Annotated in this window: 20 protein-coding genes and 1 tRNA gene; 11 read left to right on the top strand and 10 right to left on the bottom strand. The window is 68.0% G+C overall.

Annotation, left to right across the window (positions count from 1 at the left end; translation table 11 throughout):
* Positions 1–97: 97 nt before the first annotated feature.
* The 5 genes from R3E10_02015 to rnz all read right to left on the bottom strand — a co-directional run bounded on the left by R3E10_02015 (position 98) and on the right by rnz (position 8,358).
* On the bottom strand, positions 98–1,648 hold the full coding sequence (locus tag R3E10_02015; protein MEZ4414507.1) for an acyl-CoA carboxylase subunit beta: 1,551 nt from the start codon (positions 1,646–1,648) through the stop codon (positions 98–100).
* Between the two features lie 12 nt (positions 1,649–1,660).
* Positions 1,661–3,517 carry a penicillin-binding protein activator gene (locus R3E10_02010; GenBank protein ID MEZ4414506.1) on the bottom strand — a complete coding sequence of 619 codons (1,857 nt, stop codon included), beginning with the start codon at positions 3,515–3,517 and terminating at the stop codon, positions 1,661–1,663.
* Between the two features lie 4 nt (positions 3,518–3,521).
* Positions 3,522–5,264 (bottom strand): 30S ribosomal protein S1, encoded by a 1,743-nt coding sequence (locus R3E10_02005; protein ID MEZ4414505.1) that lies wholly within the window; start codon positions 5,262–5,264, stop codon positions 3,522–3,524.
* A gap of 155 nt (positions 5,265–5,419) precedes the next feature.
* Positions 5,420–7,393, bottom strand: coding sequence for a 3-phosphoshikimate 1-carboxyvinyltransferase (gene aroA, locus R3E10_02000; protein ID MEZ4414504.1), 1,974 nt, complete (start codon positions 7,391–7,393; stop codon positions 5,420–5,422).
* Positions 7,390–8,358 (bottom strand): ribonuclease Z, encoded by a 969-nt coding sequence (gene rnz, locus R3E10_01995; GenBank protein ID MEZ4414503.1) that lies wholly within the window; start codon positions 8,356–8,358, stop codon positions 7,390–7,392. Before rnz ends, aroA begins: the two co-directional genes overlap by 4 nt.
* Positions 8,359–8,485: 127 nt before the next feature.
* Between rnz and R3E10_01990 the strand changes: the two genes are divergently transcribed.
* The 4 genes from R3E10_01990 to R3E10_01975 are packed head-to-tail and all read left to right on the top strand — an operon-like array spanning position 8,486 to position 12,054.
* Positions 8,486–9,796, top strand: coding sequence for an aminotransferase class V-fold PLP-dependent enzyme (locus R3E10_01990; protein MEZ4414502.1), 1,311 nt, complete (start codon positions 8,486–8,488; stop codon positions 9,794–9,796).
* A complete protein-coding gene (locus tag R3E10_01985; protein MEZ4414501.1) occupies positions 9,793–11,157 on the top strand; it encodes a CopD family protein in 1,365 nt (454 codons plus the stop codon). The genes R3E10_01990 and R3E10_01985 overlap by 4 nt, the downstream gene beginning before the upstream one ends.
* A gap of 34 nt (positions 11,158–11,191) precedes the next feature.
* Positions 11,192–11,401, top strand: coding sequence for a heavy-metal-associated domain-containing protein (locus tag R3E10_01980; protein ID MEZ4414500.1), 210 nt, complete (start codon positions 11,192–11,194; stop codon positions 11,399–11,401).
* Positions 11,398–12,054 carry a thioredoxin family protein gene (locus R3E10_01975; GenBank protein ID MEZ4414499.1) on the top strand — a complete coding sequence of 219 codons (657 nt, stop codon included), beginning with the start codon at positions 11,398–11,400 and terminating at the stop codon, positions 12,052–12,054. The genes R3E10_01980 and R3E10_01975 overlap by 4 nt, the downstream gene beginning before the upstream one ends.
* A gap of 41 nt (positions 12,055–12,095) precedes the next feature.
* Here the strand turns inward: R3E10_01975 and R3E10_01970 are convergent.
* Positions 12,096–12,178 (bottom strand) — tRNA-Leu (locus R3E10_01970).
* Between the two features lie 156 nt (positions 12,179–12,334).
* Between R3E10_01970 and R3E10_01965 the strand changes: the two genes are divergently transcribed.
* Positions 12,335–12,955 (top strand): metal-dependent hydrolase, encoded by a 621-nt coding sequence (locus tag R3E10_01965; protein ID MEZ4414498.1) that lies wholly within the window; start codon positions 12,335–12,337, stop codon positions 12,953–12,955.
* Here the strand turns inward: R3E10_01965 and R3E10_01960 are convergent.
* Both R3E10_01960 and pdxH read right to left on the bottom strand, forming a co-directional pair.
* Entirely contained in the window at positions 12,942–13,544 is a 603-nt protein-coding gene (locus R3E10_01960; protein ID MEZ4414497.1) for a hypothetical protein, read from the bottom strand. The genes R3E10_01965 and R3E10_01960 overlap by 14 nt on opposite strands.
* An 86-nt stretch (positions 13,545–13,630) precedes the next feature.
* Positions 13,631–14,311, bottom strand: coding sequence for a pyridoxamine 5'-phosphate oxidase (pdxH, locus tag R3E10_01955; protein MEZ4414496.1), 681 nt, complete (start codon positions 14,309–14,311; stop codon positions 13,631–13,633).
* 112 nt (positions 14,312–14,423) lie between these two features.
* On the opposite strand from pdxH, the gene R3E10_01950 reads away from it, so the two are divergent.
* Genes R3E10_01950 through crtI form a run of 6 tightly spaced genes read left to right on the top strand, consistent with a single transcriptional unit; the run spans position 14,424 to position 20,979 of the window.
* Entirely contained in the window at positions 14,424–15,344 is a 921-nt protein-coding gene (locus R3E10_01950) for a B12-binding domain-containing protein (GenBank protein ID MEZ4414495.1), read from the top strand.
* A 35-nt stretch (positions 15,345–15,379) separates the two neighbouring features.
* Positions 15,380–16,198: a carotenoid biosynthesis protein gene (locus R3E10_01945; GenBank protein ID MEZ4414494.1), complete on the top strand. Its 819-nt coding sequence runs from the start codon at positions 15,380–15,382 to the stop codon at positions 16,196–16,198.
* Positions 16,195–18,096, top strand: coding sequence for a squalene/phytoene synthase family protein (locus R3E10_01940; GenBank protein ID MEZ4414493.1), 1,902 nt, complete (start codon positions 16,195–16,197; stop codon positions 18,094–18,096). Before R3E10_01945 ends, R3E10_01940 begins: the two co-directional genes overlap by 4 nt.
* Positions 18,093–18,767, top strand: coding sequence for a hypothetical protein (locus R3E10_01935; GenBank protein ID MEZ4414492.1), 675 nt, complete (start codon positions 18,093–18,095; stop codon positions 18,765–18,767). The genes R3E10_01940 and R3E10_01935 overlap by 4 nt, the downstream gene beginning before the upstream one ends.
* Before the next feature lie 2 nt (positions 18,768–18,769).
* On the top strand, positions 18,770–19,429 hold the full coding sequence (locus R3E10_01930; GenBank protein ID MEZ4414491.1) for a lysophospholipid acyltransferase family protein: 660 nt from the start codon (positions 18,770–18,772) through the stop codon (positions 19,427–19,429).
* Entirely contained in the window at positions 19,426–20,979 is a 1,554-nt protein-coding gene (gene crtI / locus R3E10_01925; protein MEZ4414490.1) for a phytoene desaturase family protein, read from the top strand. Before R3E10_01930 ends, crtI begins: the two co-directional genes overlap by 4 nt.
* 79 nt (positions 20,980–21,058) lie before the next feature.
* Here crtI and R3E10_01920 read toward each other — a convergent pair whose 3' ends face one another.
* Positions 21,059–22,447, bottom strand: a complete 1,389-nt coding sequence (locus R3E10_01920) for a TIGR01777 family oxidoreductase (protein MEZ4414489.1) — start codon at positions 22,445–22,447, stop codon at positions 21,059–21,061.
* Positions 22,444–23,871: a deoxyribodipyrimidine photolyase gene (locus R3E10_01915; protein ID MEZ4414488.1), complete on the bottom strand. Its 1,428-nt coding sequence runs from the start codon at positions 23,869–23,871 to the stop codon at positions 22,444–22,446. The genes R3E10_01920 and R3E10_01915 overlap by 4 nt, the downstream gene beginning before the upstream one ends.
* Positions 23,872–23,903 lie beyond the last annotated feature (32 nt).

Raw genomic sequence — 23,903 nt, 5'->3', positions numbered from 1 at the left:
CTCCTCGAATGAACCACGAAGTCCAGGGATACGACGCGCGCGGGGTGGCAGAGAGTTGCCGGGGGGCCGGCGCACCAAGGGCTTCCCCAGCGGGACGCTACAGAGGGATGTTGCCGTGTTTGCGCGGCGGGTTGCTGTCGCGCTTGCCCTGGAGCATGTCCAGGCCCGAAACCAGCCGACTCCGCGTGTCACGCGGGTCGATGACGTCGTCGACATACCCACGCGCCGCTGCCACATAGGGATGGGCCAGCTTTTCGCGGTACTCGGCCATGCGCTCCTCGGTGGCAGCCGCGGGGTCGTCAGACTCCGAGATCTCCTTCCGAAACAGGATCTCCACGGCTCCCTTGGGGCCCATCACCGCGATCTCGGCCGTGGGCCAGGCCAGGTTGAGATCGCCGCGGATATGCTTGGAGTTCATCACGTCGTAGGCACCGCCGTACGCCTTGCGGGTGATCACCGTCATTTTCGGAACGGTCGCCTCGGCGAACGCGTACAGGAGCTTCGCTCCGTGCCGGATGATCCCACCATGTTCCTGGGCCACACCGGGCAGGAACCCCGGCACATCCTCGAACACGACCAGCGGAATGTTGAACGCGTCGCAGAAGCGCACGAAGCGCGCACCCTTCTGCGACGAGTCGATGTCGAGGACGCCAGCGAGCACCTGCGGTTGGTTCGCGACGATGCCAACCGCATGCCCACCGAGATGGGCAAACCCCGTGATCAGATTGGGAGCGAACAGACCGTGCACCTCGTAGAACACGGCGTCGTCCATGATCTCGCGGATCACCTCGTGCATGTCGTAGGGGCGATTCGGCGAGTCCGGTACGAGGTCGAGCAAACGCTCCGACCGGCGGTGGGGAGGGTCGGAGGTGTCCCGTCGCGGAGGAGACTCCAGGTTGTTCTGGGGCACGTAGCGCAGAAGATCACGCACGGCAGCCAACGACTCCGCCTCGGTGTCGTGCACGAAGTGGCACACACCCGATCTACTCGCATGCACGTCCGCGCCGCCCAAGCTCTCCATGTCCACGTCTTCGTGCGTGACGGTCTTCACCACGTTCGGACCGGTCACGAACATGTACGAGATCCCACGCACCATGTAGACGAAGTCGGTGATGGCGGGAGAATAGACGGCCCCACCGGCGCAGGGCCCCAGGATCACGGACACCTGGGGTACCACTCCAGACGCGAGCGTGTTGCGTAGGAAGATGTCGGCGTACCCGCCCAGGGAAACCACCCCTTCCTGGATCCGCGCACCACCGGAGTCGTTCAGTCCGATGATCGGTGCGCCATTCCGGACGGCCAGATCCTGGAGCTTCACGATCTTCTCGGCGTGGGCCTCGGACAGCGAGCCACCGAACACCGTGAAGTCCTGCGAGAAGACGTAGACCAACCGGCCATGCACCTGCCCGTAGCCGGTCACGACACCGTCACCCAGGACGCGCTGTCCCTCCAGTCCGAAGTCGTGGGAACGGTGGGTGACGAACCGGTCCAACTCCACGAAGGAATCGGCGTCGAGCAGGAGGTCGATGCGCTCGCGGGCGGTCAGCTTTCCGCGCTTGTGTTGCGCCTCGATCCGCGCCCGTCCCCCGCCCTCGAGCGCCTTCTTGCTGAGAGCCTCGAGGCGCTGGAGCTTCTCTTCCACCGACATGCCGACGACCCGCTAGTTGAAGGTGCGTCCCAGGTAGCGGAGTTGTCCGTCCCGGATTTCGTAGAGTTGGTGACGGCGAACGATCTGCCCGTCCTGGATCGAGATCCGGCCGGTCGCCCCCGGAAAATCGCGGATGCCTTCGAGCTGAGCCTCGAGGTCGGCAGGCGTGCGAGCCCCGCGGCCCAGCGCCTCGAGGATCAGCGAGGCTGCATCGTATCCAAACGCGGGGATGGGGCTCCGCAGCGTCTTACGCACGACCTGTTCGTAGCGCTGCACGAACTGCTGGTATTCGGGGCTCTCCCCCTCGGGATCGCGGGCCGACGCCACGACCACGCCGTCCAGGTGGCGACTGTCGACGCGGTCGAGCACTTCCGGGCTGGCCCAGGCCCCCGTACCCAGGATCTGTACGCCCAGGGAATCGAGCGCGAAGAACGAGACCTGCGGCGCGATCAACTCGACGTCCGACTCCGGCACGGGCAACACCAGCGCCTGGGCCTCGAACTCGGCTACCGCCGTCAGTTGCTCGCGGAAGAACGTGGTACCCGGGTCATAGGTGTACTCCCGCACTTCGCGGGCGAGGCCTCCATCCGCGTTCTGGAAGGCAGCCCGAAAAGCCTGCGCGTCCGCCTCGGCGATCGGCGCGCGTGGGTACACCACCGCCACACGCTGGTATCCCTCCCGCGCCGCGTACTCGGCAAGGGCGCGCGCAGCTCCGGGGTCGTTGCTCCCGAGGGAGTAGACCCCCCGCATCTCGGGCACCCGCTCGGCAGTGGGAGACACCAGTGCGAGTCCGGTGGTGCGCGATCGCGCCGCAGCATCCAGCTGACGATCGAGCAGCGGCCCGATCACTCCGAGCGCGCCGGCTGCCTCCAACTCGTGGAGAGAGCGTTCTGCGCGGGCAGGGTCCCCGCCATCGTCGCGGACCTCGAGTCGCACCGGGCGCCTCGACTCCTGCGCGCGGGTCTCGAACGCGACGCGAATGCCCTCCTCGATGGCCGCGGCGTACTCCCGGAGGACAGGCGAGCCCGTGGTCGGCAGGATGGCACCCACCGCGGCGTCTCCACCCAACACCGTCTCGGCGTTCCCCTCCACCAGCGACTGAGCGACCCGTCGGTCCTCGGGCGTGAGCGACTGCTGCAACAGATCGCGCCCGATCTGAGCGGCTCGCGCGACCTCGCCGCGGAAGTACAGTCCGACTGCCGACTCGAGACGCACCAGCCGACCGAACACCGTCTCGGGCACTGTTTCCGACAGCGCCAGCAGCGTGTCGGTGGGTGTGCGCCGCACCAGCGCCTGCGCCAACGGGAGAGCCTCTCGTTCCACGGCGCCCGCGTCGCCACCCTCGAGCCGCAGCAAGGTCCGGAGCCCCGCGATCGGCTGACCGGCGTCCTGGGCGTTGCGCGCAGCCAGCAAACCTGCCTCGCCCCGACGGGAGTCGCCGCTGGGAAGAAGCTCCACGTATCGGTCGGCATCGGCCGCCGCGGCCGCCGGGTCCCCGAGCTGCTCCTCCGCAGTCGCGCGCAGCCAGAACGCCCGTGACGACCCAGGGACGGTCCCCCAGTCGTCGATGACCTCGGTGGTCAACCTGCGAGCGGTCTCTGCGTCACCCCCCTCCAAGGCGACGCGTGCATCGGTCAGCAGTCGCTCCGCGGTCGCCCCGCCGCCGCTGGGAACGGCACCCCGTTCGATGGCCGGATCGACGGGGCGCGGTTGCGCAGGGTCCTCACCCGAGCCGGCCTGAACGGGGAAACACCCTACCAGCAGAACTGAGCCGGCCAGCAGGGCTCTACGCACGAACCGCCCAGCCGCCAGCAGGCGACCGGGCGATTCGAGAAGCAGGCCAACGGAGAGGCGCACGCCCACCGTCACTCCGTCACTCGGAGGCGCCCGCCGGCTCCGGTTGGGTGTCCTCGTCGGACACCTCCTCAGCGACCGGCGCCGGCTGTTCCACGCGGCGCCCGGGCTTGCGCTCGGGAATCGTCGTGACTTCGAGCACGATGCGGCGATTGGTGGCGTCGGACTCGAGCACCTTGACGTCCACGGTCTCGCCCGGGGCGTAGTACTCGTCCAAGCGCTCGGGATCTTCCACACCGGTGTGCGTCGGCGGGACGAAGCCTTCGATGTCGTCCCCGAGATCCACCACCACGCCGCCTTCCTGATTCCGAACGACCGTGCCCTCCTGCTCCACTCCGGGAGCGAAGCGCTCCACGATCTGGGGCCAGGGATCATCCAGCAGTTGCTTGATCCCCAGGGAGATGCGCTTCCCTTCCGCATCCACATCGAGGACCATGACCTTCAACTCCTGCCCCTTCTCGACCACCTCCGACGGGTGCTCGACACGCTTGGTCCAGCTCATGTCGGAGACATGGACGAGCCCGTCGATGCCCGGCTCGATTTCGACGAAGGCCCCGAACGACGTGAGGTTGCGCACCACACCATCCAGCACGGTGCCAGTCGGATACTTGACGGGCAGGGCCAGCCAGGGATCCTCCTCGATCTGCTTCATGCCCAGCGAGATCTTCTCGTCGGACGGATCGACCTTCAGCACCACGGCCTCGATCTCGTCTCCGATGTTCACGAGCTTGCTCGGATGCCGGACGTTGCGCGTCCAGGACATCTCGGAGATGTGCACCAAACCCTCGACACCCTTCTCCAGCTCGATGAAGGCCCCGTAGTTGGTGATGGATACCACACGGCCACGAACGCGCGAACCCACCGGGTACTTCCGGTCGATCTCCGTCCAGGGGTACGGAAGCAGCTGCTTGAGCCCCAGGGAGATGCGCTCGCGATCCCAGTCGATGTCCAGGACCTTCACGTCGAGCTCCTGGCCGATCTTCACGACTTCGGAGGGATGCCCGACCCTGCCCCACGACATGTCGGTGATGTGCAGCAGGCCGTCGAGCCCGCCCAGATCGATGAAGGCACCGAAGTCGGTGATGTTCTTGACCACGCCGGCCCGTACCTGACCGACCAGCAGCTCCTTGACCAGCTTCTTCCGCTTGGACTCGCGCTCGGTCTCGAGCAGCACGCGCCGCGAGACGACGATGTTCCGGCGGCGCTTGTTGAGCTTGATGATCTTGAAATCGTAGGTCTCGCCCAGCAGGTCCTCGATGTTGGGAACGCGCCGCAGGGCGATCTGCGATCCAGGCAAGAAGGCGTCGACGCCCATCAGGTCGACGGTGACGCCTCCCTTGATCTTCCGGCTGAGCGTGCCTTTGACGGGCCGGTCCTGCTCGTAGGCTTCTTTGATGCGCTCCCAAACGCGGAGGAAGTCCGCCTTCTTCTTGGAGAGCACGACGACACCCTGCTCGTCTTCCAGGCTCTCCAGCAGCACTTCGATCTCGGCACCGGGCACCAAGGTGGCCGGATCCTTGAACTCGTCGAGCGGAACGGTTCCTTCGCTCTTGAAGCCGAACTCCAGGATGACGTTGGTGTCGGAGACGCGAAGCACCTTGGCCAGGACGATCTCGCCCTCTTTGACCTCTTGCAGGGTGTCTTCGTAGTCCGACAGCAGCTTGGCGAAGTCGTCCCGCGAGATGGAGAGATCGTCGTCGCCGTAGGGGTCGTCGAGGAGATGCGGGTCGGCGAAGCCGATGGAGGGAGTCGTCTGGGCCATGAACCATCCGTGAGCCGGGGCGGCTCTTCTGCCGGGCGGGTGCCGTGGGCGGCCCGGGTTGGGGTACACGTACCGTGGGTCATTCGCCCACGCACGCAGTCCCGGCTCCGGAACGCTCCGAATCCGGGACAGATCAGAAAGCTAGATGCGGTGGCTCAGGGCGTCAACCGACGCACAAGCCCAATCACGGCATCGACTTGGGCGTCGAAGTCCAGCCGGCTCGTATCGATGACATGGGCGTCGGGCGCGGCCCTCAAGGGAGAGAGCTCCCGGTGGGCATCGGCGAAATCGCGCCCCTGGATCAGGGACGCCTCCGCGATGATCTCCTCCGGTGAGGGCGGGTGAGCCTGTCGCTCCAGTAGCCTGCGCCGTGCGCGCTCGTCCAGGTCCGCGGTGAAAAACACCTTCACCTCTGCGTCCGGGAAGACGACCGTGCCCATGTCCCGACCGTCCGCGACCAGTCCCCCGCCCCGGGCCGCGTCCCGCTGCAGCCGCAGCAGCACCGCCCGAACCGCGGGAAGTCCCGAGACGGCGGATACGTGGGCCGTGACCAGGGGGCTCCGCAGGGCCGCGTCCTCGACGATTTCCCCTCCGAGCAGAACCTCCACGCCGTCCGGCCCCGGACGGGCCGAGACCCTCAGGCCTTCCAGTTCCCCCACGCTCATGCGCTCCCAGGTGCCCAACGGCCAGCCCGAGCGCAGCAGGGCCAAGGTCAGGGCCCGGTAGAGCGCGCCCGAGTCCAGGTGGCGGAACCCCAGCCGGCGGGCCACTTCGCGGGCCGTGGACGACTTCCCGGAACCGGCGGGCCCGTCGATGGTGACCACCGGCTGCCGGCTGCCGGTGGAGGGACTCCAGCCCGCCGCTCGGATGCGCTCCAGCTGACCGAAGAATTCGGGGTACGACACGGCCGCCACGGAGGGATCATCGACTTGGATCGTCGACCCGGGCAGTGCCGCCAATACCCCGAAGGATAGAGCGATCCGATGATCGCTCCGCACCTCGACGCGTCCGCTCAACGCTGCGGCAGTCCCTTTCACCGAGAAGCCGTCGGGGAGTTCCTCGGCCTCCACCCCCACCGCGCGCAGGTTGTCGACCACCGCCTTGATCCGGTCGCTTTCCTTGACGCGCAGTTCCCCTGCACCGGTGACGCGGGAGGTCCCCTCGGCGCGCGCGGCCAGCACCGCGAGGATCGGGAATTCGTCGATGACGCTGGGGACCTCCTCGCTCGTCACTTCGACGGCACGCAGCGGAGAGGGCCACACCACCAGATCGCCACAGGGCTCTCCGGCCAGATCGCTGCGCCCGATCAGCTCGATGCGCGCCCCCATGCGCTCCAGGATGGCCAGCAGGCCGGTCCGGGTGGGATTGAGACCGACGGAGCGGAGCCGCAACGGTGGACCCGCCGGTCGCAGCAGTCCCCAGGCCACCCAGAACGCCGCCGCCGAGAAGTCGCCCGGCACCCGCCAGACCCGCGCCGCCAGCTGCGCAGGTGGCTCCCGCATCTCGATGCGCCAGGCACCCTCGTGCCAGTGCTCGATGAGCGGGACGCCGAGGGCCCTGAACATGCGCTCCGTGTGGTCCCGGGAGCGCCGCGGCTCGGAGAACAACACCCAGGCGCCGCTGACCAGCCCGGCGAACAGGAGCGCGCTCTTGACCTGGGCGCTGGCCACGGCGGAACGGTGATCGAGCGGCCCCAAGCTTCCCCCGATCACCTCGATCGGCAGGCGGCCCGGAACTCCGAGGAACTCGAAGCGCCCCCCCATCGCCGACAGCGGGCGGGTCACTCGCTCCATGGGTCGCCCGCGCAGCGACGCGTCGCCATCGACGACCGCGCGGAAGGGGCACGCAGCCAGCATGCCCAGCACCAGGCGGGCGGTGGTCCCCGAGTTCGCGCAATCGAGCGGGTGGTCGGGGGCCCGCAGGCTCCGGATCCCTCGCCCTTCGATGGATACCCCCGAGGCCGACAGGTCACCGACTTCGACACCGAGCGCGCGCAGCACCGACGCCGTCGCCTGCGTGTCCGCGGAGACCAATGCACCTCGCACCGTCGAGGCTCCCTCGGCCAGGGCGGAGAGAAGCAACGCCCTGTGGGTGATCGACTTGTCCCCGGGGACGTCCAGTTCGATCACAGGCCGCGGTCCCGGCCGCGGGCGTCGGCCGCCACAGGCGCCGACACCAACTCCTCCTCCGGGAACGGAACCTCGATCACCAGCCCGTCATGAGCCACCGAGACCGGCGTGAAGACGCGAGCCGCCTCTTCCTCCAACGTCCCCGGCGAATCCGAATAGCGCGCCGAGACATGGGTCAGAACCAAGCGGCGAACCTCCGCCTCTCGGGCGACCTCGGCTGCCTCGCGCGCCGTCGAATGGAACGTCTCGCGGGCCCGCCCGACCTCCTCGTCGGAGAAGGTGGCTTCGTGCACGAGCAGGTCCGACCGCTGCGCCGCCTCGATCACGGAACGGCACGGGCGCGTATCGCCGGAAAAGACGATCTTGCGCCCCGGCCGGGGATCGCCCACCACCTCGTCCGGGCGCACCCAGCGGCCCTCCTCCACTTCCACGGGTTCGCCCCGGTGCAGCCGCCCGAACAGGGGCCCCGGAGGAACTCCCAGCGCGCGAGCGCGCTCGACGTCGAAGCGCCCCAGGCGCTGCTCTTCCTCCAGCGTCCACCCGAACGCCTGCGTACCGTGCTCCACCGCGAACGGACGGACCTGGTACCCGTCGCGAACCACGCCCTCACCCGCCGCCAGCTCGCGGATCAGGACGGGGAACGGAACCCGTTCGACCCCGAGCGATGTGGTCGCCTCCAACACCGGCGCCGACCGGGGAGGGCCGAACAGGTGGACTGGGTCGGTGCGCCCCTGCAGCCCCAGGGTGCGAAGCAGGCCGGTCAGCCCCAGGAGGTGGTCGGCGTGGATATGGGAGAAGAAGATGTCCCGGACCCCGAACCCGGTGCCGTACCGCATCATCTGGCGCTGGGTCCCCTCGCCGCAGTCGAACAACATCAGATCGCCCTCGCGTTGAACCGCGAAGGCGCTGACGCCGCGTCCGACGGTCGGTCGGGCTGCGGCCGTTCCCAGGAAGGTGACTCGGATCACGGCGGTCGGCTCGGCTGCCACAAGAGAACCGAACGCTCGCACGGGGGTCAAGCGCTGGCGCCCCTTTTGGCTGCGGCCCTCGAACCGTATCCTGCGATCATCCGACCCGAGCCCGGAGCCCGTCATGTACGACCGCCGCCAGTTCCTCGATGCGATCCGCTACCCCGCCGCCGCTCTGGCCATCGGCGGCCGCTTCTCGGCACCGTCCTTCCGGCGTTCGGCTCCGGAGATCATGCAGGATCTGGCGGCAACGCCGGGCACCCCCGCAGAGGTAGCCGCCAACGAGGACTTCTGGTATGAGGTGCAGCGTGCGTTTTCGGTGGACCGCTCGCTGGTCAACTTCAACAACGGTGGCGTGAGCCCCTCGCCCATCTGGGTGCAGGAGGCCATGAAGCGTCACCTCGACTACTCCAACGAGGCGCCGGCCTACACGATGTGGCGGATCCTCGAACCCCAGCGGGAGACGGTGCGCCAGCGCTTCGCTCGCGAGTGGGGGGTCGACACTGAAGAAATCGCCTTCACCCGCAATGCGTCCGAGGGCCTGCAGACCATGCAGCTCGGGATCGACCTGCAGCGCGGGGACGAGGTGCTCACCTCCACCCAGGACTACGGCCGCATGATCACGACCTTCCGGCAGCGCGAGCGCCGCGAGGGAATCGTGATGCGACAGATTCAGCTACCGGTCCCTGCCGAAGACCCGTCCGAGGTCGTGCGCCTGTACGAGGAGGCCATCACTCCGCGCACTCGCATGATCCTCATGTGCCACATGATCAACCTCACGGGTCAGATCCTACCCGTGCGGGACGTGGTGGCCATGGCGCGGCGGCACGACATCCCCGTGGTGATCGACGGCGCCCACGCGCTGGCCCACTTCGATTTCAAGCTGTCGGACCTCGAGTGCGACAACTACAGCACCAGCCTGCACAAGTGGCTGTTCGCACCGCATGGAACCGGGATGCTCTACGTGCGTCGCGACAAGATCGAGGGCGTGTGGCCCTTGATGGCCGCTCCCGAGGGAATGAACGGGAACATCCGCAAGTTCGAGGAAATCGGAACCCACCCGGCAGCGAACTACCTCGCCATCGGTGAGGCACTCACCTTCCATCAGGGTATCGGGGCGGCTCGCAAGGATGCGCGTCTGCGCTACCTGCGTGATCGCTGGGCCGACGCGCTCCTGCAGCACGATCGCATTCGGCTCAACACCAGCCAGAAGCCGGGCCTGGCCTGCGGCATCGCCAACGTACAGGTCGAGGGCATCGATTCGGCCGCGTTGACCGAATGGCTCTGGTCCACGCATCGGATCCTGGTCGTCGCCATCAAGCACGCCGAGTTCGAGGGCCTCCGTGTTTCTCCGAGCGTCTACTCGAGCCTCGAGGAGGTCGATCGCTTCATCGAGGCCATGGAGACGGTGGTGAAGCGAGGCATCCCCGCATGAGGGGCCTCGCGCTGGCACTCGCCTTCGTGGCCGCGGGTGCCGGCGCCGTCCACACACGGCTCGAGTGGAGTCGCCCCGCGGCGGACGAAACCCTCGACGAGGCTCCCCTGGAGATCCGGCTGCGCTTCTCCACGGCGATTCAGCTCCTGCTGACCCGCCTGGAGTTGAGGGCGCCGTCCGGGGCCTTGGTCCCCTTGGGCTCGCCCGAATGGGTGCCGGGCTCGGACGAACACGAGGTCCGGGTGGCGATCCTCGAGCCGCTCGGATCCGGCCTTCACCAGGCATCGTGGGGAAGCGCCGGTCCCGACTCCCATGCGATCGAAGGGGACTTCGCGTTCACGGTACGGGCCACTCAGTCCGTGGCTCCCACAGCTGCCGCGCAAGACAGCGCGAGCGTGGTGACGCCACTCCCCGGGCCGGCCGCGACGACCCCGCCCGCTGCAGGGCGGAGTGCCGCCCCCCCGTGGGACCCGGTGGGCGTGGCCGGACGTTGGATGTTCCTCCTGGGGACCATGCTGATGATCGGCATCGTGGCGTTCCGTTGGAGCGTCGTGGCGCCTTCGGCGAGCCGTGGGGAGACCGCCCTCGCCGAGGCAGCCCGTCGGGGCCTCCGGGGAATCGGCTGGGCAGCCATCCTGATGGCGCTGGCCGGCGCGGGGGTACGAGCGTACGTCCAACTCGCGTCGACCCGGGTGGGCCCGGCGGCGGTGCTGTTCCAGAGCCCCTGGGGATGGGGGTGGTGGCTCGGCGTTGCTGCGGCGTTGCTCTTCGGCACCGGTTTGCAACTCGCGACCCGGACCTCCACGGGCCGCCCGGGATGGCTGCTGGCGTCGGTCGGAGCGCTCGCCGCCGGCGCGGCACCCGCCCTGGCCGGACACGCGTGGGGGTACGAGGGCGCACTACGTCCCTGGGTGGTGGTCGCCGATGTGCTCCACGTCCTGGCAGCGGGCACCTGGATGGGCTCGCTGGCGGTGCTCGCCCTGGTGGCGCTCCCCCTCCTCCACCGCGCCCGCGATGCGGACGGACGCGTGGCCGTGCTCCCGCTCTGGGTGGCGGGGTTCTCGCGGGTCGCTCTGGCGGCTGTCGCAGTGATGGCGATCAGCGGTGGCTTCAACGCTTGGACCCGGCTGGGGTCCTTCGGCGCGCTCACTGCGAGCGAGTACGGTCGCACGCTGCTGATCAAGCTGGCCGTTCTGGCCGGCGCGGGAGCACTGGGGTTCTACAACTGGCGGGTCGTCAAGCCAGCGCTCTCGGAGACACCGCGCACGTCCCTCCTGCGGATCCCGGCGCTGCTGGAACTCGCCCTGGCCCTGGGTGTCCTCCTGGTGACCAGTGCGCTGGTGGTCAGCCCCCTTCCCTGAGGGGCGTTCATCTTTTTCCCGAAACGAGGCACCGATGCGACGGGTGCGGATCTCGGTTCCCGACCTCTCTTGCGGCCACTGCGTCCAGGCGGTCCGCACCGCCCTGGAGCCCCTCGCGGGGGTCTCCGATGTCGACGTGTCCCTGGAGCGGAAGGAAGCCGAGGCATCCGTGGCGGAAGGGGTGGGCGACGAGGTCATCCTGGACGCCGTGCGCCGCGCCGGATACACCCCGGAGGTCGCATGACTTCAGCGCATCTACTTGTGTTGAGCGTGGCCGTTCTCGGCTGCCAGCCCTCAGAGCCCCGCGCGTCCGAGGAGACCGGATCGCTTCAGGCACAAGCAGATACGATCTCCTATCTCCAGTTGTATGAGAGTGGTGTTCCCTACGGCGAGTTCATGGCTGCCGCCGAAAGGCGCAGGGAGACCTGGCAAGCGAACTACGCGCGGGCCGTGGTGGCGCCCCCCCTTCTGAAGCGCGCCGCGACGGTGGGCCCGGTGCGGCTGCTGGTGGTCGCCGAGGACTGGTGCGGTGACTCCGCCAACACCATCCCGTATCTGGCGCGCCTATCGGAAGAGGTACCCAACCTTTCGCTCCGTATCATCAACTCGGAACGTGGCCGCGCCGTGATGGAGGCACATCGGACGCCGGACGGGAGAGCAGCCACTCCGACCGTGGTGGCCCTCTCGGAGTCCGGCTCCGTGCTGGCGTGTTGGGTCGAACGCCCCGGCGTGCTCCAGACCTGGTACCTCGAGAACGAGCCGAAGCTCGGTCGGGACGAGCTGCTCGCGCAGAAGTACGACTGGTACGACGGGGACCTGGGGGAAAGTACCGTCCGAGATCTGATCGAGTTGCTTGAAGCCGCCAGGAGTGGAAGTACTCGCTGCCCGGGAGCCTGAAGCCTCCCCGGGGTCGCCTCCGACACCGTTCGGGGATCATATGCCGGGGGTGGGAGTCGAACCCACACGGGCCGAAGCCCCGGGGAGTTTAAGTCCCCTGCGTCTGCCGTTTCGCCACCCCGGCCCCTGAACCGGTGCCGTTCGCGCAGAAGCGTCGCCTCCGCTGCGCCGAGGCGCAACGCCGTTGCGAACGGGGCTGCTGCGGCCGCTCACGGCACAGAACTTGTCCCCTACCCGTCGGTTTACCGATTGCATCCCTCAACCACTGCCCACCCCGGTCGTGCCCACATCCATCGCCCACATGATCGGCGGTTACACCGCAGTCGAGCTCGCCGGGGCCAAACCCGGGCACGACGCCCGTGCTCGCATCCTCTGGGTGCTGGGCCTCTCCATCGTCGCCGCCAACGCGCCGGACCTCGACTTTCTCCCTGGCCTCGTCACCGGCACCTCCACCGCGTTCCATCGAGGGCCTACGCACTCCCTCCTGGCCACACTGTTGGTCCCGCTCCTCCTCGCGCTCGTGACCAGGCGCCGGAGCGGAGCGCCATGGGCCGTCTTCCTGGCCGGCGCGGCGGCATACGGCTCGCACGTGCTGCTGGATCTCCTGGTCCCCGACCCACTGGGGGACGGCGGACTCCGGTTGTTCTGGCCGTTCTCGCCCCAGATCGTACGCTGGCAGTTGGGATGGCTGGAGTCGCTGGACTCGCTGCGTGCCGTCGACGCCGTGGGTCTCAACGTCAGCTTCGTCCGGACCCTGTTGAGCGCGGCCGGAGTTCGCGTCTTCCTCGTGGACGCGATCGTGGTTGCGCCCCTCTTGCTCCTGGTGCCCCTCGCACGCGGGCTACGTCGGTTCCGCCGCGCCGCGGGTGCCACGCCCGCCCGGCCCGCTAACGCCGGGTGAACGTCACCCTCAGACCGTCCAGGCGGTAGGTACGCGCCCCGGGGTCACCTGAGGCGATTCCAATGCTGACCCAGGCCGTCTCCTGCTCCACGCCGGTATCGAAGTTGACGGTGGTCTCGCGCGGAAACCACCGGAGGCCGGGACCGCCGCTGGCGTCCAGCGTTCCGTCCACGGTCACCGCGCCGCTTGTAGAGGGCGGCTGGGAAGAGACCTGTACGATGGCTGACCAAGGCGCGACCCCGGTGGAGTCCTCAGTGCCCACCTGATACGCCAGATCGACCTGGTATTCCTCTTCCGCGGCCACGGTGAAGGCTCGTTCGATCCACACGCGCCCCGTCCCTGTCGAGTCGCTCAGGAAGATCTTGAGGGAAGCCTGGCCCTCGACCGCTGCCCCGCCGTCGACATCCACACTCCAGTTGACGGCCGGACTGATCGACCCAAGCGCCGCGGGGGTCCATCCCTGCAATCCGCCCTCGAACGAATAGGTCTCATCGATTTCCGGGACGATGGTGATGTCCCCCGGATCACAGATGCCCGCCCAGGATGCCCCCAGGAGGGCAACCCCGACCACAGCATGACGTGCCTTCACGCTCCACCTCCGGTTCCCCGACGTCTCGGCAATATAGCGGCCAGGAGGGGAGGCAGGCCTGGCCCGCCGACGCCATGGAGGGGATGTCAGGGATTGAGCCGCGTGACCACCCAAACGCCCGAGCTCCCCCCCCGGTCGTAGCGGAAGCGATCGTGAAGGCGGTATTCCCCGGCCTGCCAGAACTCGATGGAGCCAGGGCGTACGCGGAAGCCCGACCAATGGGGCGGGCGGGGCACGTCGCGACCCGCGTAACGCTGTTCGAGTTCCTCGACGCGTCGCAGCAGCTGATCCCGTCCGCCGAGGGGTTGACTCTGATCCGACGCCCAGGCCCCCACCTGACTGCCTCGAGGCCGGCTGGCGAAGTAGGCGTCTGCCTCCTCGGGGCTGACCGGTTCCACGCCCCCCTGAACGCGCACCTGCCGCCCCAGAGGCTCCCAGTGGAAGGTGAGCGCGGCCCTGGGGTGGATTCGGAGCGCTCGGCCTTTGGCCGAATCCAGGTTGGTGTAGAACACGAACCCGCCGTCTTCGACCCCTTTGAGCAGGACGATCCTCCCCTGCGGATGCCCGTCCTCTCCCAACGTGCTCAGGCACATCGCGTTGGCTTGAGCGATGGCAGGATGCGCCTCCGCGTCCGCGAACCAACTACGAAACTGATCGATCGGGTCGTCCGCCAACTCCGCGCGTTCCAGCCCCACGTCAGCGCCCTCCGATTTCGGTGGCAAGCTCCGCTCCCGGTGGAAGATGGCGTTCGCGGCAGCGCGTCGCACCTGCTCCTCCGCGCGCCTGTCCCCTTGAAATTCGACCACATAAGACATTATGATCGTTTTCGCGGGATATAGAAGCCCACGTGCTGCATATAACTCGTCTATGTGGTCCTTCATGAGCGATATCACCCTCTCCACAGCGGAAGCAGCCGATCTCCTGGGTGTCCACCCGTCGACGGCCAAGCGCTGGCTCGACGAGTCCGCCTCCGGCGTCGATCGCACCGAAGGTGGGCACCGTCGTGTAGGACTGTCCGAGTTGCTCGCCCTGGCTGAGCACAAGGGCGGCAGCACCTTCCTGGCTCCGTTCACTCCCTTCGAAGCTCACGCCTGGCAGGCGATCCGTGAGGAGGAGACCTCGGCCAACGGGGTCGCGTTCACCGAACTCGCCGTTGGCTGGCTTCTGTACGCCGACCCACGTCGCATCGGACTGCTCTTCGAGACCCTCGCGCGGAGAGCGCGCCTTCCGTTCGAGCGCCTGATCGACGGCCCCCTCACCCACTTCATGCACGCTGTCGGGGACGCGTGGCGGCAGGGTCGCCTTCGGGTCGCGGACGAGCATCTCGTGACGCAAATGCTGCTGGAGTCTCTCATCCGCGTGGGCAGCCGCTGGTCGGAGCCCATGGCGCTCCGCGCCGACGCCCCCCAGTCCGTGGTGGCGTGCGCCGAAGGCAACCTCCATCAGCTGGGCGCCCTGTCTGTTCGACTCACACTCGAGCGTTTCGGATGGCGCGCCTGGTACCTGGGGCCCGACGTCCCCGTGGCCGAGGTGCTGTCCGCTCAGCAGAGTCAGGATGCATCTCTGGTCTGCATCGCATTTGGCGCGAGCCAGTGTCAGGCGGATGTGCTCCGCTGTCTCGACGCGACCGAGCGCATGCTCTCCGAGCGGCCCGCGAGCTTCCGTGTTGTGCTCGGCGGTCCGCCGTGCACTCCAGAGGTGATCGCCGGACGAGCCCATCCCTTTGCGAGCCTGGACTGCCTGAGCTCGATGCAGGCGCTGGCCGATTGGCTCGGCGAGCACCACGGGGAGGGCCGTTGAAGGCATCGCTCTCCTCCCATCCGGAAGGGCGCGGCATGCTGCCACGCTCGCTGTGGCCTCTGGCCGTCTTCACCGCCCTCTCCCTCGCAGGGTACGGCACCTTCGCACTGGCCCCTCAGCGCATCCCCTCTTCGATGCCCGCGGTGATGCGGTTCTACCAGATGTCGTTCGAAGTCTCGGCGCAGGCGCACATCGTGGTGGCGTTGCTCACCGCACTGTTTGCGCTGCGACGAGCCGCCGGATGGCGCTGGCTTCGCGCACTGTTGGCGACCTCCGGTCTGGCCTTCCTCTCGGAGTGGGTCGGCACCGGCTACGGCCTGCCGTTCGGACCCTACCGGTACACCGGGCTCCTGGGCCCGCGGATCGGCGGCAGGGTTCCGTGGAGCATCCCGATCAGTTGGTTCCTGATGGCGCTTCCGTCCTTTCTGCTGGCTCGTCACGCGTTTCGCCGGCGTGGCCGTGCCCTGCGCCTGGTGGCGGGTGCGGCGCTGCTGACGATCTGGGATCTCGCTTTGGATCCCGCCATGAGTCACCTGATACCGTACTGGGTGTGGGGGGAACCGGGCCCGTACTACGGCATGCCACTGGTGAACCTCGTGGGGTGGATGCTGACAGGGCTGGTATTGATGATGGTCCTGGAGCGACTCGGAGCGGCAGACTGGGGCACTGCGCTCCCCCCTCAGTGGCTCCGCGGCTACTACACCCTGATCCTGGCCATGCCCGTGGGCATGCTGGCGCTCGCCGGTGTCTGGGGCGCGGTGGCGGCCACCGGCCTGGCCTTGGTGCTCTGGGCCGTGAGCGCATTGCCTGAACGCGCGGCGCAGGCGGTGCTCCCTTCGGAGAGCGCTGCTTGAACGCGCCGGTCGCCCGCGCGGACGCGTCCATCTCGGCCTGCGTGCGCAGCGAACTCACCCGCGTGGCCCGCGCGCTCGCAGCCGAAGGACTTCCGGTTCCGTCGCTGCAGGGACAGCTCCACCGGCCCGCGCTCGCGGCCCTCGTTGCCGGGGAGGCATCCCTCCCCGACGGATTCTGGATGGCCGCCCTCGCGCTGGAGATGGTCCATGAAGCCTCCCTCATCCACGACGACATCGTGGATGAAGCGAGCACGCGCCGCGGTGCCCCCACGCTGGTGGCTCGCAAGGGAGTCGCCGGCGCCCTCATCGGTGGGGATCTACTGCTGACCGCCGCGTACGTGATCGCGCAGCGGAGTGGACAGCCGGGATTCGCTCGCCATTTCGCGGAGGCCGTCTTCGCCACCGTCGACGGCGAGCGCCGGCAGGGTGCCACCGCCGGTCAGCGGCTCACGCTCGATGAGTACCACGCCATCGTCGAACGCAAGACCGGCGCGCTCTTCGGCTGTGCCGCTCGGCTGGGTGCCGGCGCGCGCGATCGGGGCACGCACGCGGACTGGGAACGCCTGGGTGTGGAGTTGGGAGCGCTCTACCAACAGGTGGACGACCTGCTCGACTACGTGCCGGGAGCCGGCACCGGAAAACCCTCACTGCAGGACCGGCGCCAACGCAAGTGGACGTGGCCGCTGGCCTGCGTCGATGGGCTCGCCTGGGACGCACCGCCCAGCACGCTCCCGACGACCGCTCTGCAGCGCTGCGTCTCGAACCTGGTGGAGCAGGCCGAGGGGCTGGTGGAGAAGGGCGCTGATCTCGGCTGTGACCAGATCCAGCTACGCGCTCTGGTCGAGCGCTGGCTCCGGCCGGCGCGTGTCGCCTTGCCCGACGTCGCTGCGCCGCGGGGCCTCATCGTTGGTACGGTGCGGGCGAGCGCGGCCATACCGTCGCGCATGCTGGCCAGAGGCGACTCCCGATCGGCCTTGTTGCGCGCGCATTCGCAGTCCTTCTGGCTGGCCTCGCGCCTCTTTCCCCGAGAGGTGCGCCACCGCGTGGCGGGCGTCTACGCCTACTGCCGCATGACGGACGATCTCGTCGATCAGGCCGACCCCGCGCGCAAGCAGGAGACCCGGGCGGACCTCGATGCGTGGCTGGTGCTGTCAGAAGACGCCTTCCGGGGAGCGCGGACGGGGTGCGCGCTCCTCGACCAGGTGATGGGCGACATGCGCGCGGCCGCTGTCCCGTTCCAGTACGTCGAAGACCTCATCGCGGGCATGCGAATGGACCTGGAGGACCGGACCTACGCGACCATGGGGGAGCTGCGAGTGTACACCTACCGCGTCGCATCAGTGGTGGGAGGGTGGCTGACCGAGTTGTTCGGCGTCCACGATCGCTGGACCCTGTCCCGCGCCGCCGCGCTCGGGCACGCGATGCAGCTGACCAACATCCTACGTGACGTCGGAGAGGATCTGCGGGCGGGCCGGATCTACCTCCCCACGGCGGCTCTCTCCTATCACGGTCTAGGCCGGGACGACCTGTGGGCAATGGCCGAAGGGCGTCAGTCGATCGATCATCGCTACCGCCAGCTCATGCAGGAGCTGATGGCCATCGCGGAGGCTGACTACGCGGCTGCCTTCGAGGCGATTCCTCGTCTGCCGACCTTCGCGCAACGACCGGTCGCCGCGGCCGCGCGGATCTACATGGGCATCCACGCGGCCATCCGCCGCAACGGCTATGACTCGCTGACCCGACGCGCGTTCACGGGCTGGGCAACGAAGGTCCGTTTGGCGCGCACCGGACTCCGTGACCTCCAACGGCAGCGCAGCACGGAGCTCGACGCAGCTCTGTCTCCTGGCGATGTGGCCCTCTGGATTCCGGCTTCCCTCGAACGCGGCGCAGTGGCGTGAGTCGAGCGATCGGCGTGTTGATCTCCCTGTTCTCGCTCGTGCGTCCCCTTTCCGCGCAGGATCCTCCTCCGCCTGAGCCGGACCTGCCCGCGGCGGAACTGCTGCTGGAGCGCCTGCGTGCTCTGGACGAGCGGACGGATACCGATGCGAGGTCACTCCTCTGGAATCGTCTCCGCACTCAGTATGTGTTGGCGGTGGCGCGGGAGGAGTGGATCCTCGAAGCACAGCAGACACTCGAGGCTTTGCGCAGTCCGGGCGCGGATCCCTCCGGGCCCGAGACATCGCGCATCCAGGCCTACGACGGCGCGCTCGAGGTGGTGCGCGGGAAGCATGCATTCTGGCCGCGGTCCAAGCTCAACCACGTACGTCAGGGATTGGAACTGCTCGACGCTGCAGTCGATCGGAGTCCTCGGGACGTGGAGGTCCGCAACCTTCGGCTCCTCAGCACCTTCTACCTCCCGTTCTTCTTTCGCCGCGGTGACTCTGCCCGGGCGGACCTGGAAACCCTGGCGAGTCTCCTTCTGGAAAGCCCCGACGCCCTTCCTCCTGAGGATCTCGTGCCTGTCATCGACTTCGTGCTCGAGCGCGGCACGCTCGCCGAGGAAACCTCCACCGCCCTGCGTAGCCTGCGCGCCCGCCTCGCAGCCGCGTCGGACGCACAGCCTCGCTGACGGTGTCGACTCCGCTGGCGTGGGCGTTTCTCGACCGACTGCTCCTTCCAGTACTTCTACGGTCGCTGCACGCGGTTCGGATCCTCGGAGCGCCGACGGCCCTCGACGCCACTCGCCCGCTCCTGATCGTGGCCAACCACGCCAGTTGGTGGGATGGGTTCCTCGTGCAGCGTCTGGCTCGTCGCCTCCGGCCGGTGGCACAGCTCCACACGATCATGCTGGAGCGTGAGCTGCGACGAGCACCCTTCTTGCGCCACACCGGGGCCTTGGGGCTGGTTCCGGGATCGCTGGCCTCGACGCGCTCCCTCCTGAAGCGCCTCCACGCGCTGCGCCGCGCCTCACCCGAGTTGGTGGTGCAGGTCTACCCCCAGGGTCGCATCGTCCCGTCTCGGCGGCGTCCCTTGGGGTTCCAACGGGGCGTGGGAGCGATCGCCCGGGCATTGGTCGATCCCATCATCCTACCCGTGGGCCTCCACCTCGAGCCGCTCAATCATCCGCGCCCCACGGCGTTCGTCGTTTGTGGCCCTCCCGTGCCGGACGGACGCACTCCGAGCGCGGAGGAGCTGGAGGACCACGTGACGCGAGGCCTTGACCGCTTTCTGGCGCGGATCGACGAGGCGGGCGAGCACTGGAGCGATCCAACCCAAGAGGATCCACAATGAGAGTAGCAGTGATCGGAGGGGGCTTCGGCGGCCTGGCGCTGGCGATACGCCTCCAAGCGGCGGGCGTATCTGTAAAGCTGTTCGAGAAGAGACCGCGCCTGGGCGGGCGCGCCTACCAACTCCAGGAAGACGGGTACACCTTCGACATGGGCCCGAGCCTCGTCACCGCTCCCCACATCCTGGACTCCGTGTTTCGCGCCGCGGGTCGCCGCCTCCTGGACGAGGTCGATCTGGTACCGCTGGACCCCTACTATCGCGTGTTCTTTCACGACGGTAGCTCAATCGACTACGTCGGCGATCCCGAGCGGATGAAGGCGCAGATGCAGGCGTTCAGCTCCGTCGACGCCGAACGCTTCGACGACTTCATGGAAGCGATCCAACCGATCCACCAGTCCGTCATCGAGGACCGACTGGGAGGCCGCCCCTTCGACACCGTGGGTAAGCTGCTCCGCTTCGTTCCCCGCATGCTGCGGATGGGCGCGCATCGTACGGTCACGCGCTTCGTGGAGCGCTTCTTCGAGGACCCCCGTCATCGCTTCCTCTACTCGTTCCACCCTCTGTTCGTCGGTGGGAATCCCTTCGCGACCCCGGCGATCTACCTGATGATTCCCTATCTGGAGCGAGAAGGGGGCGTCTGGTTCGCCAGAGGGGGCATGTACTCCCTGGTCGAAGCCCTCGAGCGCACCTTCCTGGCAGCGGGTGGCGAGATCGCCACCGGCACGGAAGTGGATGCGATCCACGTCGAGGGTGGTCGAGCCCGCGGGGTCCGGGTGGGTGGCGTCGTCGAGCCGTTCGACGCGGTGGTGAGCAACGCGGACGTAGCGCACACCTACGGACACCTGCTCCGCGGGACGAAGCGTGGACGCTGGTCCGACCGCCGCTTGGCCGGACTCGACTACACCATGAGCTGCGTCGTGCTCTATCTGGGGGTTCGGCGCACCTACCCCCAGTTGGCCCATCACACGCTCATCCTGAGCGAACGGTACCGCGGCCTGTTGGACGACATCTTCCGCCGAAAAGTCCTCTCTGGGGACTTCAGCATGTACCTGCACGTACCGACTCGCACGGACCTGGCGATGGCGCCGCCCGAATGTGAGAGCATGTACGTCCTGATCCCGGTTCCCCACCTGGGCGCGGACGTCGACTGGCGGACCGAAGGCACGCCCTTCGCCGACCGCGTCATCGCGTTCCTCGAAGACTGGGGACTGGAGGGACTGCGTGACGCGATCGAGGTCCGACGCATCTTCACGCCCCTCGATTTCGAACAGCAACTGAACGCGCATCTGGGAAATGCCTTCGGACTGGTCCCCCGCTTCACCCAGACCGCGTGGTTCCGTCCGCACAACCGCAGCGAGGATGTGGCGGGGCTCTACCTCGTGGGCGCGGGAACGCATCCCGGCGCGGGGGTGCCCGGCGTGCTGCTCTCCGCCGAGGCGACCTACGAGGCCATGCGCGCCGACCTGCAGCTACCCCCCGCGTGGGACGACCGGGAGCCGGGTCGCGTCGCCCTGCTGGAGGACACCACGGAAGCGACCGTGGCTGGGCGCTGAGCCGGGCTCGCCCGCCCGGTCCATGGTGCGACCGCGGGAGCCGACGCGCGCTTCGGCGCGGTCCTGTCCGCATCCACCCCTATTGGGAGGGCGACGCACCCTCCATCTCTCCCAGTTGGAACCGGAAGGAGTCTTCCAGAGCGGGCCGCAGGAAGCGATAGCCGGACTCCTGCGCGCGGGCAGGCATCACACGCTGACCGTGTAGCAGCAGTTCCTCGCCCATCTCGCCGAAGATGGCGCGCACCGCGGTCTTGGGAACCGGCAGCAGCGTGGGCCGCCTCAGCACCTGGCCCAGGATCGTCGTGAAGGTCGCGTTGGTGACCGGCTGAGGCGCGGTGGCATTGAGGACGCCACGAAGCGTCGGCCGGTGCATGACGTGATAGATCAACCCGACGGCATCATCGAGGTCGATCCAGCTTACATATTGCCGGCCGCTGCCCAAGCGGCCCCCGGCGCCCATCTTGAAGGGAAGGATCATCGTCCCCAGCGCACCGCCGGCGGGGCTGAGAAGCATGCCGAGACGGAGCAGCACCACCCGAGCCGAGCGTCCACGCAGGGGCGCCCAGGCCGCTTCCCAGCGCTTCGTCACCTCCGCAAGGAACCCGCGGCCCTCCCGGGCATCCTCCGTCAACACTTCGTCGCCCCGGTCTCCGTAGACCCCGATCGCCGACGCTCCGATCACCACTTTGGGGGGACGGCGGAGCATGGAGACCGCCCGCGCCATCGTCCGGGTGCCGCCTTCGCGGCTCTCGAGAATGGCGCGCTTTCGCTCGGCGTTCCACCGACCACCGGCAATGGACTCACCTGCCAGATGGACGAGGACGTCGATGCCCTCCAACCCGTCGAGATCCACGTAGTCGCGCTGCGGACTCCAGTGGACCTCGCCCGGCTTCGCCTGACTCCGCACCACCGGGATCACTTCGTGGCCCGCCGTCGTGAGGAAGTTCTGCAGGCTCGTTCCCAGGAGGCCCGATGCGCCCGTGATGGCCACCCGCAGGGGAGGTCCTGGATACCGCTCTGCCATCGAGAGATCGTCCTGCAGACGCCGATGCCTGAAGCGGAACATGCGGTCCAACTCTCGACGTGCGGCGGCCACCCCACCCACGAACTTGAGGAGAGGCCCGGCCGGAAGGTCCCACTCGACCTCGTCCGAGTAGCGGGTATGCCCGTCCACCCCTTCGAAGTAGTGTCCGTGGGACCAGTGCGCGAACGGGCCATCGACCTGTTCGTCGCGGAACAAGCGATTCTGTTCGAAAGCGGTGTGACGCACTCGCCAATTCACCGAAACCGGCCCACGCGAGACTCGGAGCAGCACTTCTCCTCCGTCGGAGATCCCACCCCGCCGCTCCAACACCTTCACGTCCGCCCACGGCGGGGTCAGCCGCTCGAACGCCCCTGGCCGAAGGTGCCATCCGAAGACGGCCTCGGGGGCGAAGGGGAGCAACGTCTCGAGGTGGTATCGATTCATCGCGATCCTCCGGGCCCCCAACGCTCGAGATAGCAGTCCACCTCGACCTTCCGACGTGTCGATTCCGAGGTCATTGAACGCACCTTGCCGAATACCTCGCGCTCCGGCCATCCCCGATCGTAGCGCCCCAACGTCCAGAAAATACCCGAATACGAGTTCGGGTCCCTGCCGTCGATCCCGTACTTGTTGTTGAGCTCGATCATGATCTCCAGAGCATCCCGCGCGGACGGCGTCCACTCCAGGATCTTCTTCCCCCAGAGCATACGCAGGTAGTTGTGGATCCGACCTTCCGCGACGAGCTGCCGTTGTGCGGCGTTCCACAGCGGATCGTGTGTCTCGGCCCCCTCGAAGGCGGCCAAGTCGTAGAGGTAGGGACGCTCGTCCACCTCGTGCGCTTCCAGGGTCTCACGCGCCCAGTCGGGAAGCGACTCGTAGCTGTCGTAGTCGGAGCGTAGCGCACACATGTTGAACCCGATCTCGCGCCAGGTGACCAACTCGTCCAGGAAGCCCTCCGCAGCCGCCCCGAGTCCCCACCAGCCTTCTCGGCGACCGTCGACCCGGTCGGACAGCCGGAGCGGCGTCCAACCCTCGCGGCTCAGCGTCGCGTCGACGACCTCGTGGGCAGAGAGGTGCCCCCAATGCAGCCAAGGAGACAGTCCGGAGGTGCCGCCACGGTCGGGATGCCTGCGGTCCTCCGGGTATGCGCCCAACTCGTGATCGAGGAATGCGTGCAGGCGCGCGCGCGCGGGTCCACTGCCGCCGTTGAACGGCACCGGCCGCACCGAACGGTCCACGGGCAAGCCGTCCCACGCCTCCGGCTCGTCGAGAATCGGGTCGGCCGCCCTCCACGCGTCCGGCAGCCGCAGGTCGTCCAGGACCGGAAGACCAGACCAGTCCGGTCGGGCGGCCGGCCGACTCAGGAGGTGCTCCGGGAGCTGGCGCTGAAGGTAGCGTCGGAATGCGAAGGCCGTGGAGAAGACCTGATCTGTGCTTCGCATGGGAAGGAGGCCGTTGGAGTCGACGATCTCCAGACGCGTATCCACTCGGCCGGCCGCCGCCGCGTGCATCCGTGGGAGAAAGAACGCTGGGAAGTCATCGCTGACCACGACGGCGGCATCCCGGGCGAGATGTTCGAGGAGCCCTGAGCCCGCGCCCCGGTGGGGCTCGAGGTACGGGAGGTAGAACACCGGCGCTCGCGAAAGAGCAGCCCGGTGCTCGACCATGCCATCGATCACAAAGCGATGGTGTCGCTCGGCCGCCCACCGGTACCCGCACCGAAGCGGTTCGAACACGAGCAAGGGGCGCTGGAGCGTCCGCGCCAGCTCGATCGCTCGATCGAGGGCGAAGTTCCAGGAGAGACGCCGGTGCGCCACCATCCAATAGAGCACGTAGCGCGCATCGAGACGCACTGGACGACGATTCAATGCGTGAATGCGCACCGGGGGTACGGATCGAC

The sequence above is a fragment of the Gemmatimonadota bacterium genome (genome assembly GCA_041390105.1).
Taxonomy (GTDB): Bacteria; Gemmatimonadota; Gemmatimonadetes; order Longimicrobiales; family Gaopeijiaceae; genus JAGQIF01.
This window is presented reverse-complemented; position numbering and strand designations above follow the sequence as displayed.

Excerpts from the sequence above, each read along its gene's own strand:
- R3E10_02015 (MEZ4414507.1), bottom strand. The coding sequence starts at position 1,648 with ATGTCGGTGGAAGAGAAGCTCCAGCGCCTCGAGGCTCTCAGCAAGAAG.
- R3E10_02005 (MEZ4414505.1), bottom strand. The coding sequence starts at position 5,264 with ATGGCCCAGACGACTCCCTCCATCGGCTTCGCCGACCCGCATCTCCTC.
- R3E10_01990 (MEZ4414502.1), top strand. The coding sequence starts at position 8,486 with ATGTACGACCGCCGCCAGTTCCTCGATGCGATCCGCTACCCCGCCGCC.
- R3E10_01985 (MEZ4414501.1), top strand. The coding sequence starts at position 9,793 with ATGAGGGGCCTCGCGCTGGCACTCGCCTTCGTGGCCGCGGGTGCCGGC.
- R3E10_01980 (MEZ4414500.1), top strand. The coding sequence starts at position 11,192 with ATGCGACGGGTGCGGATCTCGGTTCCCGACCTCTCTTGCGGCCACTGC.
- R3E10_01975 (MEZ4414499.1), top strand. The coding sequence starts at position 11,398 with ATGACTTCAGCGCATCTACTTGTGTTGAGCGTGGCCGTTCTCGGCTGC.
- R3E10_01950 (MEZ4414495.1), top strand. The coding sequence starts at position 14,424 with ATGAGCGATATCACCCTCTCCACAGCGGAAGCAGCCGATCTCCTGGGT.
- R3E10_01945 (MEZ4414494.1), top strand. The coding sequence starts at position 15,380 with ATGCTGCCACGCTCGCTGTGGCCTCTGGCCGTCTTCACCGCCCTCTCC.
- crtI (MEZ4414490.1), top strand. The coding sequence starts at position 19,426 with ATGAGAGTAGCAGTGATCGGAGGGGGCTTCGGCGGCCTGGCGCTGGCG.
- R3E10_01920 (MEZ4414489.1), bottom strand. The coding sequence starts at position 22,447 with ATGAATCGATACCACCTCGAGACGTTGCTCCCCTTCGCCCCCGAGGCC.